The sequence below is a fragment of the Alteromonas hispanica genome, assembly GCF_010500915.1.
Classification (GTDB): domain Bacteria; phylum Pseudomonadota; class Gammaproteobacteria; order Enterobacterales; family Alteromonadaceae; genus Alteromonas; species Alteromonas hispanica.
On the sequence record NZ_JAAAWP010000008.1, the window covers coordinates 1 to 18,733 of the forward strand.

14 protein-coding genes and 2 pseudogenes are annotated in these 18,733 nt (G+C 45.1%); 9 read left to right on the forward strand and 7 right to left on the reverse strand.

The window, feature by feature from the left end:
- Together GTW09_RS17820 and GTW09_RS17775 are read left to right on the forward strand one after the other, a co-directional pair.
- Nucleotides 1–122: pseudogene (locus GTW09_RS17820) on the forward strand (IS3 family transposase); the annotation flags it as partial.
- 6 nt (nucleotides 123–128) lie between these two features.
- Nucleotides 129–359, forward strand: a pseudogene (locus GTW09_RS17775) (MarR family transcriptional regulator); the annotation flags it as partial.
- Nucleotides 360–374: 15 nt separating this feature from the next.
- Here GTW09_RS17775 and GTW09_RS12760 read toward each other — a convergent pair.
- The 6 genes from GTW09_RS12760 to GTW09_RS12785 all read right to left on the reverse strand — a co-directional run bounded on the left by GTW09_RS12760 (nucleotide 375) and on the right by GTW09_RS12785 (nucleotide 9,138).
- Nucleotides 375–1,625 (reverse strand): diguanylate cyclase domain-containing protein, encoded by a 1,251-nt coding sequence (locus GTW09_RS12760; RefSeq protein ID WP_163112202.1) that lies wholly within the window; start codon nucleotides 1,623–1,625, stop codon nucleotides 375–377.
- A 116-nt stretch (nucleotides 1,626–1,741) separates the two neighbouring features.
- The gene (prpF, locus tag GTW09_RS12765; protein ID WP_163112203.1) at nucleotides 1,742–2,923 is read right to left on the reverse strand and encodes a 2-methylaconitate cis-trans isomerase PrpF; all 1,182 of its coding nucleotides are present in this window, start codon (nucleotides 2,921–2,923) and stop codon (nucleotides 1,742–1,744) included.
- 577 nt (nucleotides 2,924–3,500) lie between these two features.
- On the reverse strand, nucleotides 3,501–6,092 hold the full coding sequence (acnD, locus tag GTW09_RS12770; RefSeq protein WP_163112204.1) for a Fe/S-dependent 2-methylisocitrate dehydratase AcnD: 2,592 nt from the start codon (nucleotides 6,090–6,092) through the stop codon (nucleotides 3,501–3,503).
- An 11-nt stretch (nucleotides 6,093–6,103) separates the two neighbouring features.
- The gene (gene prpC / locus GTW09_RS12775; protein WP_163112205.1) at nucleotides 6,104–7,228 is read right to left on the reverse strand and encodes a bifunctional 2-methylcitrate synthase/citrate synthase; all 1,125 of its coding nucleotides are present in this window, start codon (nucleotides 7,226–7,228) and stop codon (nucleotides 6,104–6,106) included.
- Nucleotides 7,229–7,501: 273 nt separating this feature from the next.
- Nucleotides 7,502–8,377, reverse strand: coding sequence for a methylisocitrate lyase (gene prpB, locus GTW09_RS12780; RefSeq protein ID WP_071980456.1), 876 nt, complete (start codon nucleotides 8,375–8,377; stop codon nucleotides 7,502–7,504).
- A 65-nt stretch (nucleotides 8,378–8,442) separates the two neighbouring features.
- A complete protein-coding gene (locus tag GTW09_RS12785) occupies nucleotides 8,443–9,138 on the reverse strand; it encodes a GntR family transcriptional regulator (protein WP_203565756.1) in 696 nt (231 codons plus the stop codon).
- A gap of 684 nt (nucleotides 9,139–9,822) precedes the next feature.
- On the opposite strand from GTW09_RS12785, the gene GTW09_RS12790 reads away from it, so the two are divergent.
- Nucleotides 9,823–12,096: a TonB-dependent receptor gene (locus GTW09_RS12790; RefSeq protein ID WP_163112206.1), complete on the forward strand. Its 2,274-nt coding sequence runs from the start codon at nucleotides 9,823–9,825 to the stop codon at nucleotides 12,094–12,096.
- 266 nt (nucleotides 12,097–12,362) lie between these two features.
- Nucleotides 12,363–12,719 carry a hypothetical protein gene (locus GTW09_RS12795; protein WP_338024958.1) on the forward strand — a complete coding sequence of 119 codons (357 nt, stop codon included), beginning with the start codon at nucleotides 12,363–12,365 and terminating at the stop codon, nucleotides 12,717–12,719.
- Between the two features lie 131 nt (nucleotides 12,720–12,850).
- On the opposite strand, the gene GTW09_RS12800 is transcribed toward GTW09_RS12795, so the two are convergent.
- Complete coding sequence (locus GTW09_RS12800) at nucleotides 12,851–13,015, reverse strand: hypothetical protein (protein ID WP_163112207.1); 165 nt, start codon at nucleotides 13,013–13,015, stop codon at nucleotides 12,851–12,853.
- Between the two features lie 241 nt (nucleotides 13,016–13,256).
- On the opposite strand from GTW09_RS12800, the gene GTW09_RS12805 reads away from it, so the two are divergent.
- From GTW09_RS12805 to GTW09_RS12825, 5 genes are read left to right on the forward strand one after another with little or no spacing between them, the layout of a single operon-like run.
- On the forward strand, nucleotides 13,257–16,052 hold the full coding sequence (locus GTW09_RS12805) for a monovalent cation/H+ antiporter subunit A (RefSeq protein WP_163112208.1): 2,796 nt from the start codon (nucleotides 13,257–13,259) through the stop codon (nucleotides 16,050–16,052).
- The gene (locus tag GTW09_RS12810; protein WP_032097389.1) at nucleotides 16,052–16,420 is read left to right on the forward strand and encodes a Na+/H+ antiporter subunit C; all 369 of its coding nucleotides are present in this window, start codon (nucleotides 16,052–16,054) and stop codon (nucleotides 16,418–16,420) included. The genes GTW09_RS12805 and GTW09_RS12810 overlap by 1 nt, the downstream gene beginning before the upstream one ends.
- The gene (locus GTW09_RS12815) at nucleotides 16,417–17,943 is read left to right on the forward strand and encodes a monovalent cation/H+ antiporter subunit D (RefSeq protein WP_163112209.1); all 1,527 of its coding nucleotides are present in this window, start codon (nucleotides 16,417–16,419) and stop codon (nucleotides 17,941–17,943) included. The genes GTW09_RS12810 and GTW09_RS12815 overlap by 4 nt, the downstream gene beginning before the upstream one ends.
- Nucleotides 17,940–18,440, forward strand: a complete 501-nt coding sequence (locus GTW09_RS12820; RefSeq protein ID WP_163112210.1) for a Na+/H+ antiporter subunit E — start codon at nucleotides 17,940–17,942, stop codon at nucleotides 18,438–18,440. Before GTW09_RS12815 ends, GTW09_RS12820 begins: the two co-directional genes overlap by 4 nt.
- Nucleotides 18,434–18,703, forward strand: a complete 270-nt coding sequence (locus tag GTW09_RS12825) for a K+/H+ antiporter subunit F (RefSeq protein ID WP_163112211.1) — start codon at nucleotides 18,434–18,436, stop codon at nucleotides 18,701–18,703. Before GTW09_RS12820 ends, GTW09_RS12825 begins: the two co-directional genes overlap by 7 nt.
- The last annotated feature ends 30 nt before the right edge of the window (nucleotides 18,704–18,733 follow it).

Below are 18,733 nucleotides of genomic sequence, written 5' to 3' on the forward strand. Positions count from 1 at the left end.
GAAGCGAGAGCTGACGTATTCGATTACGTCGAGCGGTTCCATAATCCAAGAATGCGACGTAGACTAGCAAATCAAGACAGCAAGTTTACGTCTTTATCAAACCGTCCGTAAAAACGGGGTAGAACCCCTTTGACCTTGTTGCAACTGCGAGTTCTGCGCTCTTAGATAGCCAAGCAATCATTATTGGCGGCCATATTCCCACTAAGCTAGCTGAAAAGGTAATTCCGAGAATAGACGTTTATGCGCAATTTAGGCGAGGTGCAAAAAGGCCTATGCCAGAAATAGTCTGCGCTGAAGTAACAGATTGTCCGGTTGCGGTAGGGGCAGCAACCTTGCCTATGCGAGATTGGCTTTTGTAGTCCGGCTCTCATATTTTAAGAAACTTTTTGTGAAATATCTTGAGTGATGATTCGGTTCTTCCCTGTATTTTTTGCGGTATAAAGTCGGGCGTCTGCTGTTTCCAACTGAGCCTCTAGACTAGGGTGAGTTTCAGAGCTAACACCTATACTGCAGGTAATATTTAGCTTATGCGGCGTGAAAACTGTTTGACGCACCGTATTCATAAACTCAGATAGAGCCGAGTAATATTTTTCAGAGGGTTGCGTTGAAACTATCGTAAACTCTTCCCCGCCGTAACGTACAACGAGATCGTTTGAAAAATATTTTTTAAGAAGAGATGCGAATTCCTGAAGGAAATCATCGCCTGCCTTGTGACCGTATGTATCATTAACCTGCTTAAAATTGTCGGCATCAATCATAGACACAATGATATTGCTGCTGCGTTTTTTGTCGGCGTAAAGCTCGTCTGCGCGTTTGTGTAGATAACGTCGGTTATAGACCTTTGTAAGTGCATCAAGATTGGCTGAATCTTTGATGGTTTGGATCATGTCTTGTGAATCGAGGTTATGCATTATTCGGGAGAAAAACTCCTCGTGATGAAGTGGCTTGCCCAGAAAGTCATTAGCGCCACTTTTAATAAATTTAGATGTAAGAACGCTGTCTTTTGTTGCTGACAGCCCTATAAAAATAACATCCTGCATACCGCGTTCATGGCGTATTGTCTTGACCAGCTTGTAACCGTCCATAGATGGCAAATTATGAGCTGAAATTATCAGTTTTATATCGTTATGAATATCTAACTGATTGAGAGCATCTTCACTGCTGTACGCTTCGTTTACCTTAAATTGAAATTTTCTTAGCAGACTACAAATGTGGTCTCGGCTATCCTGCGAGTCATCAACCACCAGTACAGAAACAGAAATGTTCTTTCTAATTCTGTCTATGAGATTAGCTACTTGAACATAGGAGTAGGGCGATTCTTTTGTGATGTAATCGAGAATGCCTTTTTCTAAAAGTTGGTTGCGGGTAGATTCATCGAAATTCCCAGACAACACAATGGCGGGAACATTGTGGGAAAGTACCAGATCTACGCTTTCTCCGTTAGGTGCATCGGGTAGATTCAAATCAACAACAGCCACTAAGTACTCTGTGCTTTTACTCAGTGCCCGCTGTGCCTCCGCATAGTTTTTACATAACTCGCAGGTAAAATGCGGGTTATCTTCAATCAGTTTTTTGACGATCATGCGAACCGTTACGCTATCTTCAATTACCAGTATTTTGTACATCGATGCAGCTTCTTTATTAGATACTAATAAATATATGCAGAGAATGTAAAAAAAGCCCTCATGAAAAGGGCTTTTTAAACTAATGTATGAGAAAGAGCGTTAGGTATAAGGAAGCGTTATACCTGCGATGGTGGAACTCTTACAGTGCCTTCCATAAGTACACGTGCACTTCTGCTCATGGTGGCTTGCTCTATGTGCCAGCCGCCATCTACAAATTGCGCTTTGGCACCAACTCGTAATGTGCCAGATGGGTGACCGAATACCACTGCTTCTCTGTCTACGCCACCAGCACTCAAATTAACAAGTGTTCCGGGAATAGCTGCTGCAGCAGCAATGGCAACCGCAGCTGTACCCATCATGGCGTGGTGTAATTTACCCATCGACATAGCTCTCACTAGAACGTCAACATCAGAGCCTAAAATATCCTTTCCGCTTGATGCTTTATAACCAGATGGAGGCGCAACCATGGCGACTTTTGGAGTGTGCTGACGATTTGCGGCTTCACCAACATCGTTGATCAAACCCATTTGAACGGCACCATAGGCTCTTATAGCCTCAAACTTGTTTAGAGCCTGCGGGTCGCTATTGATATCGTCTTGCAGTTCTGTGCCCGTATACCCAATGTCTTCAGCATTTATAAAAATAGTGGGAATACCGGCATTGATCATAGTGGCATGTAACGAACCAACACCTGGCACTTCAAGAGTATCCACCAGTCTTCCCGTAGGAAAAATAGCGCCCTCACCATCGGCAGGATCCACAAAAGCAACTTCTACCTCTGCGGCAGGAAAGGTTACGCCATCGAGTTCAAAGTCACCGGTTTCCTGAACCTCACCATTGGTAATTGGAACGTTAGCAATAATGGCTTTGTTGATGTTGACCTGCCAAATATGCACTACAGCGATGCCGTTGTCTGGAATTTTACTTTTATCGACCAAGCCATTGTTTATGGCAAACGCGCCTACTGCAGCGGTTAAGTTACCGCAGTTGCCACTCCAATCGACGAAGGGTTTATCGATGGCAACTTGACCGAAAAGGTAGTCAACGTCGTAACCTTCTCGTTCACTTTTGCTAATAATCACGGTTTTACTGGTACTTGATGTGGCTCCACCCATACCGTCGGTATGTTTACCGTAAGGATCTGGGCTTCCAATCACGCGCAGCAACAGGGCGTCTCTCTCGGCGCCAGGCTTTTGAGCAGCCTCTGGCAAATCCGTTAAATTAAAAAATACACCTTTACTTGTACCGCCACGCATATAGGTAGCGGGTACTCGAAGCTGTGGCGCATACTGTGTCATGTTTGTTCCTTTTTCTTTTGAGTAAGGGGAAGTTTGATTACGGTTTGAAACACGCGGTGAATACATCCATGTACGCTCCCCAGCCGCATCCATGCGGCTGGAGGGTTTCAAATCGTAATCAAACTCCCTCTAAAAATAATTAAACTTTGTTAGAGGAGAGTGTTTAGTCCATGCGCCCCGAAGGTTTCACTTGAGCACTCGCTCTTCTCTTTAAATTCGAATCTAAATGTTCTTAAAAGAGGGCGGGTTTCAAATCGTAATCAAACTCCCTCTAAAATAACTAAACTTCGTTAGAGGAGAGAAGTAGGGTTGCAAATCGCGACCAGATCCTACGCAAAAACTACGGCCTCCATTAAAGAAGGCTGGTGAGTTAGGTTCAGGGCTCCCAATTCGCATGGATGCGAATTGGGAGCCTTCAGGGACGTATTTACGGCGTGTCCTGCACCTAACTCATTTGCCTTCCTATCGCGAGGGCTGATTTGACCCAATCCACATGGGGGCGAATTGGGAGCCTACATGGACGTATTTACGGCGTGCCCCAAGCTCGGTTTAGTGCTTTCTCACCAATCAGGACTAATTATCCAACCTCGGCTTCTAAGAAGTCTTTTGCAAAGCGTTGTAAAACACCGCCGGCGCTGTAAATAGAGACTTCTTCCATGGTGTCTAATCGACAGGTAACCGGTACTTCAAGTTGCTCACCGTTAGCACGATTTACCACGAGGGTAAGAGTAGCGCCTGGTGAAGGCTCACCTTTAACATCGTAGGTTTCAGTGCCATCTAGCTCGAGTGTTTTGCGGGTAGTGCCCGGTTTAAACTCAAGCGGTAGCACGCCCATTCCAATTAAGTTAGTGCGGTGAATACGCTCAAAACCTTCCGCCGCAATCACTTCAACACCTGCTAAACGAACGCCTTTTGCCGCCCAGTCTCGAGACGAGCCTTGGCCATAATCAGCACCGGCAACAATAATCAAAGGCTGTCTGCGGGTCATGTAGGTTTCAATTGCTTCCCACATGCGCACAACTTTGCCTTCGGGTTCAATACGCGCCAGCGAGCCTTGTTTCACTTCGCCATTTTCTTGCACCATTTCGTTATACACTTTTGGGTTGGCAAGCGTGGCACGCTGAGCAGTTAAATGGTCGCCTCGGTGGGTTGCATAAGAGTTAAAGTCTTCTTCAGGCAATCCCATCTTGGCTAAATACTTACCGGCTGCACTATTTGCCATAATCGCATTTGAAGGTGATAAATGATCAGTCGTGATGTTATCGCCTAAAATGGCAAGGGGGCGCATGCCTGTCATGGTGCGCTCTGCGTCCATAGCGCCTTCCCAATAAGGCGGGCGGCGAATGTAGGTGCTTTGCTCTCGCCATTCGTAAAGTGGGTCGATATGGCTGCCATAATCTACGCTTAAGTCGAACATTGGCTCGTACACTTTTCTAAAGTGCTCGGGCTTAACGCTCTCTGCCACAATGGCATCAATTTCTTCGTCACTTGGCCAAATGTCTTTTAGCGTTACGGGGTTGCCGTCGTTATCAATACCCAAAATATCTTTTTCGATATCAAAGCGGACCGTACCTGCAATGGCGTATGCCACTACAAGAGGAGGTGACGCTAAGAAAGCTTGTTTGGCATAGGGGTGGATACGGCCATCAAAGTTTCGGTTACCCGATAGAACAGCAGTGGCATATAGATCGCGGTCTATGATTTCCTGTTGAATCTTAGGGTCAAGTGCGCCGCTCATTCCGTTACAAGTAGTACAGGCAAACGCCACGATACCAAAGCCTAAAGTTTCAAGCTCACTCAGCAAATTAGCCTCTTCAAGATAAAGCTTTACCGCTTTTGAGCCAGGCGCTAATGAGCTTTTCACCCACGGTTTACGAATAAGGCCGCGCTGATTCGCGTTACGAGCGATAAGACCTGCAGCAATAACGTTTCGCGGGTTAGAGGTATTGGTACAGCTTGTAATGGCAGCGATGATTACTGCGCCGTCAGGCATTTTATCGTCTTCTTGTTCCCACTTAGCCGCAATACCGCGACTGGCAAGATCGCTAGTTGCCAAACGTGCGTGTGGATTAGACGGGCCTGCCATATTACGACCTACTGATGATAAGTCGAAGGTAAGCACACGCTCGTATTCAGCAGTTTTTAAATCATCAGCCCATAAGCCCGTGTGCTTGGCGTAGTTCTCTACTAGGGCTATTTGTTTTTCTTCACGACCGGTAAGGCGCAAATAATCGATGGTTTGCTGGTCGATATAGAACATGGCCGCAGTAGCGCCGTATTCTGGCGTCATATTCGAAATGGTTGCACGATCGCCAAGGGTAAGGTGTGAAGCACCCTCCCCATAAAACTCTAAGAAGGCAGACACCACACGCTGCTTACGCAAGAATTCAGTCAGTGCCAAAACTACATCGGTAGCAGTAATACCCGGCTGTGGTTTACCGGTTAATTCTACACCCACAATGTCTGGCAAACGCATGTAGGATGCGCGACCAAGCATGACGCTTTCGGCTTCAAGGCCACCTACACCAATAGCGATAACACCAAGTGCATCTACATGAGGCGTATGGCTGTCTGTTCCTACTAAGGTGTCAGGAAACGCCACGCCATCGCGAGACTCAATAACTGGTGACATGCGCTCCAAATTGATTTGGTGCATGATGCCGTTTCCTGGGGGAATAACATCTACGTTTTTAAACGCCGTCTTTGTCCAATTGATAAAGTGAAAACGATCGTCGTTACGTCTGTCTTCAATGGCGCGATTTTTTTCAAAGGCGTCTTTTTCAAAACCTGCGTGCTCAACTGCTAAAGAGTGGTCGACAATTAGCTGGGTAGGAACCACTGGGTTCACTTTAGCAGGGTCACCGCCTTTTGCCGCTATCGCATCGCGCAAGCCTGCTAAATCAACCAGAGCAGTTTGGCCAAGAATATCATGGCATACAACACGAGCTGGAAACCAAGGAAAGTCGAGGTCGCGTTTGCGATAAATTAGCTGTTCTAGCGCTTTAGTCAGTTGCTCAGGTGGGCAACGGCGCACTAAGTTTTCAGCAAATACGCGAGAAGAGTAGGGCAGCTTTTCGTAAGCCCCAGACTCTATGGTATTTACCGCCTCGCGGGTATCGAAGTAATCGATACCCGCGTTTGGTAGGGGTTTTCGGTAATCAATATTCATAGCGTATTACCTTATGCTCGGTCAGCGATTGATGGCACTGGACGAAGCTCTTCACCGGTATAATCAGCCGATGGGCGAATAATACGGTTATCAGAACGCTGTTCCATCACATGTGCTGCCCAGCCTGTTAAGCGAGACATTACAAAAATTGGTGTGAAGAGTTTTGTAGGAATTCCCATGAAGTTATAAGCAGAGGCATGGAAAAAGTCTGCGTTACAGAACAGTTTCTTCTCGCGCCACATGACTTCTTCGCAGCGTACTGAAACTGGGTAAAGCACTGTATCACCCACATCGGCGGCTAGCTTTTCAGACCACTCTTTTATAATGCCGTTACGAGGGTCTGAATCGGCATAAACCGCGTGACCAAAGCCCATAATTTTTTCTTTGCGTTCTAACATGCCCATCATTTTTTCTTCGGCATCGTCGGCAGAGGTAAAGCCTTCAATCATTTCCATAGCGGCTTCATTTGCGCCACCATGTAGTGGACCACGAAGTGAACCAATGGCACCAGTTACGCACGAGTGCATATCAGATAATGTTGATGCGCATACGCGAGCTGTGAAAGTTGAGGCGTTAAACTCATGCTCTGCATAAAGGATGAGCGATACGTGCATAACTTGCTCGTGAAGTTCGCGTGGCTTTTCGCCGTGAAGCATGTGAAGGAAGTGGCCGCCAATAGAATCATCATCGGTTTCAACTTCAACACGTACGCCGTCGTGAGAAAAGCGATACCAGTAGCAAATGATACTAGGGAAACACGCGAGCATGCGATCAGTCACTTCTTGCTGCTCGTCAAAGCTCTTTTCCATTTCAAGATTACCTAACATGGAACAACCAGTGCGAAGCACGTCCATTGGGTGAGCATCTTTTGGAATACGCTCAAGCACTTCTTTAAGCGCGTCTGGTAAACCACGCATGCCGCGAAGTTTTTCTTTATAGCTATCTAGCTCAGTCTGCGTTGGCAATTTACCTTTTAAGATAAGGTAAGCCACTTCTTCGAACTGGCATTTATTGGCCAGATCTTTTACGTCATAGCCGCGATATGTTAAACCTGAGCCTGATTTGCCTACGGTTGATAATGCTGTTTTACCTGCAACTTGGCCGCGTAATCCCGCGCCATTTAATTGTTTAGCCATCTTGTAATCTCCGGTCTTTTAAATTTGTAGGGTACGTTAGTAAAAAAATCTATTATGAAAAAGGAACGGATTCCTTAGTCGCTGTTAAATGTAAACTTTTATAAGCGGGCTCAATGCATTGAAAAGTGGGAGCGGTACTTAGGTCGTTACCCCTGCGAGGCATGGATGCCGAGCCGGAGCCCCCATGGATGGGTTCACGGCGTGGTAACGACCTAAGTACCGCTCCCGCTTCAATAGTACATTGCGTCCCAGTTACTGTTTAATGTGTTTAATTTAGTTTTTACCTTTAGCGAAAAGCTCATCTAGCTTTTGCTCGTAATCGTGGTAACCAAGGTAATCGTATAGTTCCATGCGGGTTTGCATGCTGTCGACAACAGCTTTTTGATCGCCATTCTCAAGAATAGACGTGTAAACCATTTCTGCAGCTTTATTCATGGCTCTAAAGGCGCTTAATGGGTAAAGCACCATACTGGCGCCCCATTCACCAAGCTGTTCTTTGTTCCATAGTTCGGTTTGGCCAAATTCGGTAATATTGGCAAGAATAGGCACATCTAGTGCGTCGGCAAAGGCGCGGTAGTGTTCTTCGGTTTTTACTGCTTCAGCAAAAATGCCGTCTGCACCGGCTGCTACATAAGCTTTAGCGCGTTCAATCGCCTTTTCCAATCCTTCTTGAGCGAAGGCGTCGGTGCGAGCCATGATGAAAAAGTCAGGATCGGTTCGAGCATCTACCGCCGCTTTTATGCGGTCTACCATTTCTTCTGTGCTAACAATTTCTTTGTTAGGACGGTGTCCACAGCGTTTCTGTGCAACCTGGTCTTCCATGTGCACAGCGGCTGCTCCCGCTTTTTCCATATCGCGAATGGTTTTGGCTATATTGAAAGCTCCGCCCCAACCAGTGTCGATATCTACTAATAAAGGAAGATCGCATGCCGATGTAATACGCTGCACATCTACGATAACGTCGTTAAGCGAGGTCATACCTAAATCGGGAAGGCCGTAAGATGCGTTCGCTACACCACCGCCAGAAAGATAAATAGCTTGGTGACCAATGGATTTTGCCATCATGGCCGAATAGGCATTTATGGTGCCCACGATTTGAAGCGGTTTGTTTTTAGAAAGGGCGTCTCTAAATTTTTTTCCTGCACTCATTTTATTTACTCGCTTAACGTGAAGTAGGGTATAGGTGAATAAAAGTTAAAAAAGCTTTATTGCATTTATGCATTATGAAGCTTCTTTTCTATATTATTTTTTGAATAAAGAATGTGTCTGCGCATGAGTATTTCTGCTAACTCTTCATCTCGGTTAGCAATGGCGTTTACTATGTGTCTGTGCTCATCAAATGCCGTGGTTACCCGCGGGCCTGCCATGCCAAGCTGTACGCGATACATTCGTACTAAGTGATATAAGCCGTCTATCAATACGCTGATGAGATGGCTGTTTTTACTGCCAGTGACAATACGGTAATGAAAATCTACATCGCCCGCTTCTTGATAGTAGCTTTCGCCACCTTTTACTTTATTAAAGTGACTGTCTAGTAAACCTTGCATAGCAGCAATTTCTTCATCGCTCATGTAGCGAGCTGCAAGTCTAGCTGCCATGCCTTCTAAGGCTTCACGAACTTGATACAGTTGAACTAAGCCTTCAGGAGATAGTGCAACTACACGAGCGCCTACGTTGGCTTTTCGCTCAACAAGGTGACAAGTGGCAAGACGATTTATCGCTTCTCTTATTACTGCGCGCGACACTTCATATTTTGTCGACAACTCGGTTTCACTCAATTTACAGCCGGAAACGATCACGCCTTCGACAATGTCGTTTCTTAGCTGATAAAAGGTCTTATCTGCACTGGTAATAGGTTGTTCGTTATTGAGAGTCACTATGAAAAACTTATTTACTGATAATGTCGACAATATAGGCGTTTTAAAAAGCAATATCAAATTTTAAAGGCTTAATTGTCGACAAAATAAGATTAAAGTCTTATGAGGAAGTCATTTAGCGGGCTGTGCATTCAACTATTTGTTTTGGTTTAATGACTATGGAGGGCATAGGGAAATTACGAAGAAGCATGTTTTGGAAAAAATATTTCTTCTATTGGAAGATTGTAATGATTTAGCGATAGAGATGATGAGATAGAAATGGTCGTAAAAATCGCTATTTCCTGTCCACTTGGTCAGGTGGCTAAATTAATGTGGATGAGGTGTTTTTATGTTTTGATGCGTCTTGAGAGTGTAGTAATTTTTTGAATTTTAAGTTAAAAAAATGTTTTTCAAGTCGAGTTGGTTAGGTCTAACCAGTTAACCTATTGGTCTAGTTAGCGAATTTTAAATTTGGTGAAAAAATGATATTTATCTTTGCATGAAGCGCATAAGTCGGTATCATATCCATCCAGTTTTGAGCCTGAATTTATCCTGAAATTTGGCGAAGACTGGTGTAAATATTTCTATTTACGTTCAGCTACTGCATGCATAAACATGCACGTCTTTGCCCCTTGTTATTTCAGCTCCAAATTTAAGTTCAATCGTTCCTTAGAAGAACGTTAAGCACCTGATTATACGCAGTTAATACCAAACACTCACGCAAAGGGGTTACACCACATGACGAATCGTACTGACGTGTCAAAGACACTCGCCAGTAAGCTTTCTCCTGTCGCTTTAGCAGTAGCGATGACCGTTCCAGCATTATCAAATTTTGCCGTTGCACAAGAAACACAAGATGTAGAAGCAACAGAAGAGCAAAAGTTTGAAGCGATCACAGTTACCGCAACAAAACGTCCACAAGTAATCTACGAAGTACCAATTGCCCTTAGCGCTTTTGATGGCGATAAGCTCGCTGCTCAAGGTATTACCGACTTAACTGATGTGGGTAAATTTGTACCTAACTTGAACGTTACTGGTTTCTCAGCAGGTCACACTTCATCAGTTAACCCGTTTATTCGTGGTATCGGTTTACAAGACCACCTTATTACCACTGATCCTGGCGTAAGTGTTTACGTTGACGGTGTCTACTTGGGGCGTCAGGTAGGTCAAAACTGGAGTCTGAACAACATACAGCGTATTGAAGTTTTGCGTGGTCCACAGGGTACACTTTACGGTCGTAACTCTATTGGTGGTGCTATCAACATCATTACTAAAGAGCCAGATCAAGGCGATGTGACCAAGGTCAATACAGAGTTTGGTACCCGCGGCCGTGTGAAAGCAGACTTGTTTGTTAACCACGCGCTTTCAGACACAGTAGCATTCAATGCAAACCTATCGTTTAACAAGCGTGATGGCTTAGGCGAATTTATTAACGTTCCAAATGCAGAATACGATGTAGGCGAGACAGAAGACGTATCTGGACGTGTATCAGTTAAGTGGGAACCATCAAACGATTTTCGTATGGTACTTACAGCTGACGCAAACAATGGCGACGGCGGCTTACGCCCTTACACTGTATTAATTGACGAAGTGGGCTCTGCTCGTTACTTCGGTGGTGGTAATGGATTAGGCGTGGAGCTACGTAACTCAGACGTTATTCCTGAAGGCACTGACCGTTACGACAACGCCACTGGCACAGAAGCGGTTACAGGTGTATCGAACGAAGCGCGCGGTATTGCACTTACCACCGAGTGGGACATTAATGAAGACTACACTGCTAAAGTTGTTGCTAGTCAGCGTACTTCAAAATACAAAGCTGGCCTAGACGATGACGGTACAGTTTTCTCACTAGACCAATTCCCTGAGCGTGGTGAAGCAGATCAAACATCGGTTGAATTCCAACTAAACGGGTACTTGAACGAATACACAGATTTTGTTGCGGGTCTTTATTACTTCAACGAAGAAGGTAGCAACCGCCAAGGTGAAGACTCTAGCTTCGACGGTGGTGGTAACTTACTTGAGCTAGACCAAGAAACAACATCAAAAGCGGCTTACATTAACGTTCGCCACGACATCAATGATGAACTATCTGTATCGGGTGGTTTGCGTTACACCAAAGATGAGAAAGACGCTTCTGCAAACGTATTCTCAGCACTGGGCACTATTTTCGATTCCAACGACTGGAATGAATTAACGTGGGAATTAGCCACTAACTACACGTTCGAAAATGGTATGACGGGTTACGCGACTATTCAGTCAGGCTATCAATCTGGTCAATATCCAGCGCGTCCATACTGCCTAATTGGTCAGTTCTTTGGCGCTGGTGGCTTCGACGATATTGACGGTGCACAAGCTGCGGTTCGCGCTAACAACTGCTTTACTGCTTCTGACAATATTACGGCAACAAACTACGAAGTGGGTGTTAAAGGTCGTATCAATGAATATGTTGATATGAGCGTTGCGGTGTTTAACACTGAATTTGAAGATCTGCCTTATCAAGTAAGTCGTGTAAGTGAAGGTGGTTTCGATACAGCTAATTTAGTTGTTGAACAAACTTCTCGCGGTATTGAACTAGATACAACGCTTAACTTAGGCAATTTCAGCATGATGACCAGTATTGGTTATATGGATGTTGATGTGGAAGAGCAGGCTGGATTCAGACCTGTTGCACCACTTACTCCTGACCTGACGCTTGCTATTGGTCCGCAGTATACCTTCGAACTTGATGGCGGCGACTCAATTCGCGTGCGCGCTGACTACTCATACCGTTCAGAGATGTACGGCGAGCCAACATCAGCACCAGAGCGTATGACTGAATTAGATAGCCGAGAGCTGGTTAACTTTGATATTGCTTATACGCCAGCAAACGAAGCTTACACAGTAGCATTGTACGGTCGTAACATTTTTGATGAGCGTTATGATAATGCTCGTTTAAATACTGGCGATTATATTCTGCAAATACTTAGCAACGATGCGAGTGAGTTTGGCGTTAGATTTAGCACTGAGTTTTAATAACCGCTAATATCTATCCGTGTGCTGGCCAAATGCGCTAGCGCTATAATGACATTTAAAGCCGATCGTTTGATCGGCTTTTTGTTTTTTCGCTTTTTATTAGGTGTTTACACCGTTAAACATCTCATGGCACTTGATATATTAACCGCTTCTTATGATTAATTACGTTTATGAACTTGTTTTCATGTTCGTATTAGAATAGTTTTAAAGTATTACTAATGCGTAAGTAAATCTATTCTAAACGTGCAAATTAGCAGGCGCGCCGTGTGGATTTATTATTTTTGAATAAAAGGATTCGCAGGGTGGGGCTACTATCTAAGCTAAAGCGCTCGTGGACAGAGCGAAAATTTAAAAAGCACGACTGGCGAATCATTCAGAGCATTCCTTTTAACACTTTCGAAGAAACTATAGCCTCTCATGTTGATGATGGTTGGGAAATAGAAGAAGACTATTTGCCACTTAAAGTCTCTACAAAAAAGTGGAAATGTGAGCTAAAGAAAGGCACCAGTATTTTGGTGTGCACATGGTCTAGTGAGCACCAAGGTCAAATTGTGGGCCCTGAAAGGGTGGTAACAGGCCTGGCGTCTTCGCTCAATTTGCCGGCTTTCAATTCTCCCCAATAACAATTTTATTCTGTTATGTGCTTCAGCCAGCCTTTTTGCTGTGCTGCTCGAGCCGCATCAATGCGGTTTGTTGAGTTTAGCTTTGCAATAGACTCTGAGAGATAATTTCTTACCGTACCTTAAGCTAAAAACTACGCGGTAGCGATATCGTGGGTTTTCATCCCCTGTGATGTAAGTTTAAACGCTGACATTTCTTTTTCAGAAAGTGGGTTGTTATCGTCTAACGCCATTAGCGCACATTCGGTAGATATAACGACTTTTCCTAGATTCACCTCGAATACTTTATTGTAAGTCATAAAGGACGGGGATGCCCCAGCGCTGAGGTAAGTCACAAACATCTTCAATCTATAAAGGGAACAGGCAAGCATTGCCGAAGACGGCTTTGTAAACCAAATGGGCCTAGTTTCAGTATTCTACTGTCTTAGTAATACGCTTTTTAGTATCGTGTTACTTTGCCTGAGCGTGTTGGATGCACCAGAGAAAAATCACCAAGGCCTTTGTTAAGGTAATGAAAACTAGAAAGGAAAGTTTCATCTAATGAGCCTATTTTGGATCCCGATTTTATTACTCATCGGCACCCTTGTACCGAAAGCTACCGAAGGCCTCGGTAGAAACGTATGCACTGCCATAACGATGCTCGCGCCCGCGGTATCATTGTCTATTATCGCGAGTTTTGCCCCCGCTATATTTGCTGGCGACGTTATTACCGACTACATCGAATGGATCCCAGCGATAGGCCTTACACTGTCAATGAGGCTTAATGGCCTTGCACTGCTTTTTGCGTTTCTTATCCTAGGTATTGGCCTTTTAGTTATCTTTTACGCGCGCTACTACCTGTCTTCAAAAGAGCCCGTGGGGCGGTTTTATGGTTTTTTGATTTTATTTATGACCGCAATGCTCTCTATTGTGCTTGCAAATAATTTGCTGCAGCTTTGGATGGCGTGGGAAATAACCAGTATAAGCTCGTTTTTATTAATAGGGTTTTGGTCTGCTAAGTCGGAATCCCGGAAAGGGGCCCGTATGGCGCTTACCGTAACGGGTGCCGGTGGATTAGCTTTACTCGCAGGGTTTCTTTTAATAGGTGATATTGTAGGAACTTACGATATAGGTGTAATAGTAGATAGCGCCAACACCATAAGAGAACACAGCCTCTATCCAGTGGTGTTGGTATTAGTGCTAATTGGTGCATTTACCAAGTCGGCACAATTTCCTTTTCATTTTTGGCTACCTCATGCCATGGCAGCACCTACACCAGTAAGCGCCTACTTGCATTCTGCCACCATGGTGAAAGCGGGGATATTCCTTTTAGCGCTGCTTTACCCCGTATTAGCGGGTACCGAACTATGGTTTTTATTAGTCAGTTTAGCGGGTCTTGCCACGTTTTTGCTAGGCGCTTACGTGGCTATGTTCAAACACGATTTAAAAGGCGTACTTGCCTATTCAACTATTAGTCACTTGGGGCTTATTACATTATTGCTAGGTTTAAATACCGAGTTAGCTGCGGTGGTAGCGCTTTTTCATATTATGAATCACGCGGTATTCAAAGCTTCGCTATTTATGGCTGCGGGTATCATCGACCATGAAACCGGTACGCGAGATATGCGAGAACTCAGCGGACTTTGGCGCTTTATGCCCTACACGGCCACATTAACAATGGTGTCTGCATTATCGATGGCGGGCATTCCTTTGTTCAACGGCTTCCTGTCGAAAGAAATGTTTTTTGCCGAAACCTTAGAGCAGGCTGTTTTTGGTTCGCTATCGTGGATGGTGCCTATATTCGCGACGGTAGGCGGCGTGCTGTCGGTTGCTTACTCACTGCGCTTTATCCAAGACGTATTCTTTAAAGGTGAACCAGAGGCGCTGCCTAAAACGCCTAAAGAGCCTCCCATATTAATGATGCTGCCAATCGCGCTATTGGCTGTACTGTGTATTTTAGTCGGCGTTTTTCCTGGGTTTATGGCTGGTGATTTACTCGCTATTTCAGCATCTACGCTATTCCCTGCGTCATCTTTACCTTACTACAGCTTGTCGATATGGCACGGGCTCAATATTCCGCTGCTGATGAGCGTAATCGCTATTGTGGGTGGGGTAGTGTTGTATATTAACCGTCATCCTCTTTACCGCTTTCAGTTTCAGTTCAACGACCCAGATGCAAAGCTGATATTTGAGCAGGCCATGCAGAAACTCGTATTGTATGCTCAGAAAATGCATAACACGCTAGACAATGAATCACTGCAGCGCTATGTAGGGTTGCTGTTCCTGTTAGTGATAGTGATGACCGCACCGCCCTTGATAATGCTGAACAACGCCGCGGGAAGTTCACCACTTCAATCTGTAAACGGCATTGAAATTATACTGGCGGCAATACTGTGTATTGGCGCTATCGCGACTGCTATTTTGCATAAACAGCGTATGACTGCACTCATTGCAATTTCGGTAGTGGGGCTTGTGGTATCAATTACCTTTGCTCGTTTTTCGGCGCCGGATCTTGCGTTAACCCAGTTAGCGGTAGAAATTGTTACGGTTATTTTGTTGATGCTAGCACTGTTCTTTTTACCACAAAAAACCTCTGCCGATTCAGCGCCAAAGCGGGTGGTTCGCGACTTAAGCATTGCCGCCGTTATAGGTGGCATTGTGGCAACCATTAACTATGCAATAATCACTCGTCCCTTCGAGACTATCTCTGACTTTTTCGTGGAAAACAGCAAAACAGGCGGCGGAGGCACCAACGTTGTTAATGTTATTTTGGTAGATTTTCGTGGCTTCGATACTATGGGCGAAATTACCGTTTTGGGCATTGCTGCACTGGGGATCTTTAAGTTGTTGACCAGAATTCCCCTTGCCATGCCGTCGGCCAATGAGAGGGGCATTCCGTGGACGAAGGATATTCACCCGCCTATTTTAGTGATGATTTCTCAGTCGTTGCTTCCTCTTGCGCTACTAGTGTCGGCCTACATTTTTGTACGAGGTCATAATATGCCCGGCGGTGGATTTATTGCAGGTTTAGTTACCTCCGTAGCGCTTATTCAACAATATATTGCCCATGGCGTTAAGTGGGTAACACCACGTATACCTGTTAATTATCAAAGTGTGATTGCATGGGGCGTTTTGCTGGCGGTACTTACAGGAGTGGGTAGCTGGGCTTTCGGAAAGCCATTTTTAACATCGTGGTTTGATTATTTCGATATTCCTTTCATCGGAAAGACAGAGTTGGCTAGCGCACTGGTATTCGATTTAGGTGTTTATCTCACGGTAGTTGGGGCAACGTTATTAATACTGGCAAACCTAGGTAAGCTTACCACTGAGCATCGCCCTACGATGGAGGAAAAATAATGGAATTACTGTATTCACTTTGTGTAGGCGTGATGACATTTAGCGGCGTATTCCTATGTTTGCGAGGCCGCACATTTCCAGTGGTAATGGGGTTAATGATGCTTGGTTATGCAGTTAATTTATTCCTGTTTTCAACTGGACGACTAAGTTTAGACGGCGCCGCTATTTTAGGTAAATCAGAAACCTACGCAGACCCACTTCCTCAGGCCTTAGTATTAACGGCAATTGTAATTGGCTTCGCTATGACTGCCTTTGCAGTAATTTTGTCTATGCGGGCAAGGGCCGACCTTGGTAACGATTTTGTAGACGGTAAAGAGCCACCTGGCAGACCAAAGCAGTCGGTGTCTCGCTGGAGTAGTAAGCAATGATGGACCATTTACCCATACTACCCATTCTCGTTCCTCTGATAGGTGGGTTGCTTCTTTTACTACCGCCTTTTGCTGGCATTGAACGCTACGTAAATAGAAGAGTTGCAGCGGCATTTTTGTGCTTACTGCAAATTGCTATTTCAATAGCGCTAATGGCAAAAGTTATAGATGCTGGGCCTATTATGTATGCTGTAGGTAACTGGCAGGCACCTTTTGGCATCATATTGTATGCAGATTCTCTAGCCGCACTTTTGGTTTTTCTCACTGGCTTCCTGGGGCTAGCATCTACGCTTTATTCCTTTGCTGGTACCGACCGTGAAGGACGTTATTTTCACCCTGTAATGCAGTTTCAGTTAATGGGGATAACCGGAGCGTTTTTAACACACGACTTGTTCAACCTGTTTGTATTTTTTGAAGTGCTATTAATCGCATCTTATGTGCTGCTGGTTCACGGTGGTGGAAAGCAAAGAACCCAAGCCAACGTGCATTATGTGATATTAAACCTCGTGGGCTCCGCCATATTCTTGATTGCCTTAGGGACTTTGTATGGCACTACCGGAACACTCAATATTGCAGATATGTCCCTTAAAATAAGTACTTTATCAGGGGGAGAGCAAGTGCTGGCCAAAGTGGGCGGCATGATGCTATTGGTGGTGTTTGGACTTAAAGCCGCTATGCTGCCATTACACTTTTGGTTGCCCAACACCTACAGCGCTGCCAGTGCGCCTGTGGCTGCGCTATTCGCCATTATGACAAAAGTGGGTATTTACAGCATATTTCGGGTGTTCACCGTCATCTTTGGCGATGAAGCTGGGGCGCTCAGCAATATGGTTTTGCCTTGGATATGGCCGCTCGCTATTTTAACGGTGATTGTCGGAACGATTGGTGTACTAGCTAGCCCTAACTTACGCAATATTGCGGCTAATACGGTGCTAATATCGGTAGGCACTTTGTTAATGGCTTTCGCAATAAGAGGCCCTGAAGCAAGTGCGGCGGCATTTTACTATGCTCTGCATAGCACATTGATTTCCGCAGTGCTCTTTATGCTTGCCGATATGATAGGGCAGCAGCGAGGCAAAGCCTTTGACCGTTTTGTTATCGCTAAAAAGGTGACTCAACCAGCACTGCTTGGCGCGCTATTTTTTGTGGCTGCTATGGTGGTTGTCGGCTTGCCGCCTTTTTCTGGCTTCATCGGCAAGGTGGTGATTTTACAATCTGCCGCGTCTGGGCTCGATAAGGCTTTAGTGTGGTCTACGATACTTATCTCTACGCTACTCACTATTATCGCCCTTGCACGAGCGGGTACAACACTTTTTTGGAGGCATGCTGGCGATAGCAGCAACTCAGAAAATGAGTCGGCATCTGTATGGCAAGTTGTGGGCGTTACATTACTGTTGGTGGCATCGCCAGTAATGGCAATTTTTGCTGGGCCTATTACCGAATACACTGCAACGGCGGCTACGCAGCTTCACGACGTGCGGCTTCCCGTAAGTGTGTTGCAGTTACAGGGAGGTTCGCAATGAGTTTGTTGTCACGCATGCTTCCCACGCCTGGTCGAAGCGTTATGTTACTTGTTATATGGTTAATGTTGAATGTGACCGTGAGCCTGGGCCACATTATTTTGGGCTCGGTGTTTGCCATTGCGATCCCCTTATTGTGTGCGCCTTTACAAATTTCGCAGCCGAGAATTAAAAAGCCGCTTAAAGCACTTAAATATTTCTTTATGGTGCTAGGCGATGTGGTAGTGGCAAATGTGCAGGTGGCTATTTTAGTACTTGGCCCTATAAGCAGAATTAAACCTGGTTTTGTTGCCGTGCCACTAGACTTAACAGAGATAAAACCTATTACCATGCTTGCGAGTACAGTAACTATGACCCCAGGCACTGTAACCGCCGAGCTCTCAAAAGATAAGCGCTATTTGTATGTGCATGTGCTGCAAATGCCGGATGACGAGCAGGAAGTGATACGGCTCATCAAAGACCGATACGAGTCGGCCATTAAGGAGATGTTTCAATGTTAGCATTCACGCTGCTGTGTGTAGGGATAATGATCTCTGTTGGGCTAATCCTTAATCTATGGCGATTATTAGTCGGGCCAGATGTGGTAGACCGCATATTGGCACTCGATACTATGTTTATTAATAGCATCGCGCTAATCATGGTGTACGGCATACACAAAGGCACGTCACTGTATTTTGAGGCGGCACTACTTATTGCCATGCTAGGTTTTGTGAGTAGCGTTGCATTCGGAAAATATATTCTTCGCGGCGATATTATTGAATAAAAAATGAGTAAAAACTGAATAAAAGACTGA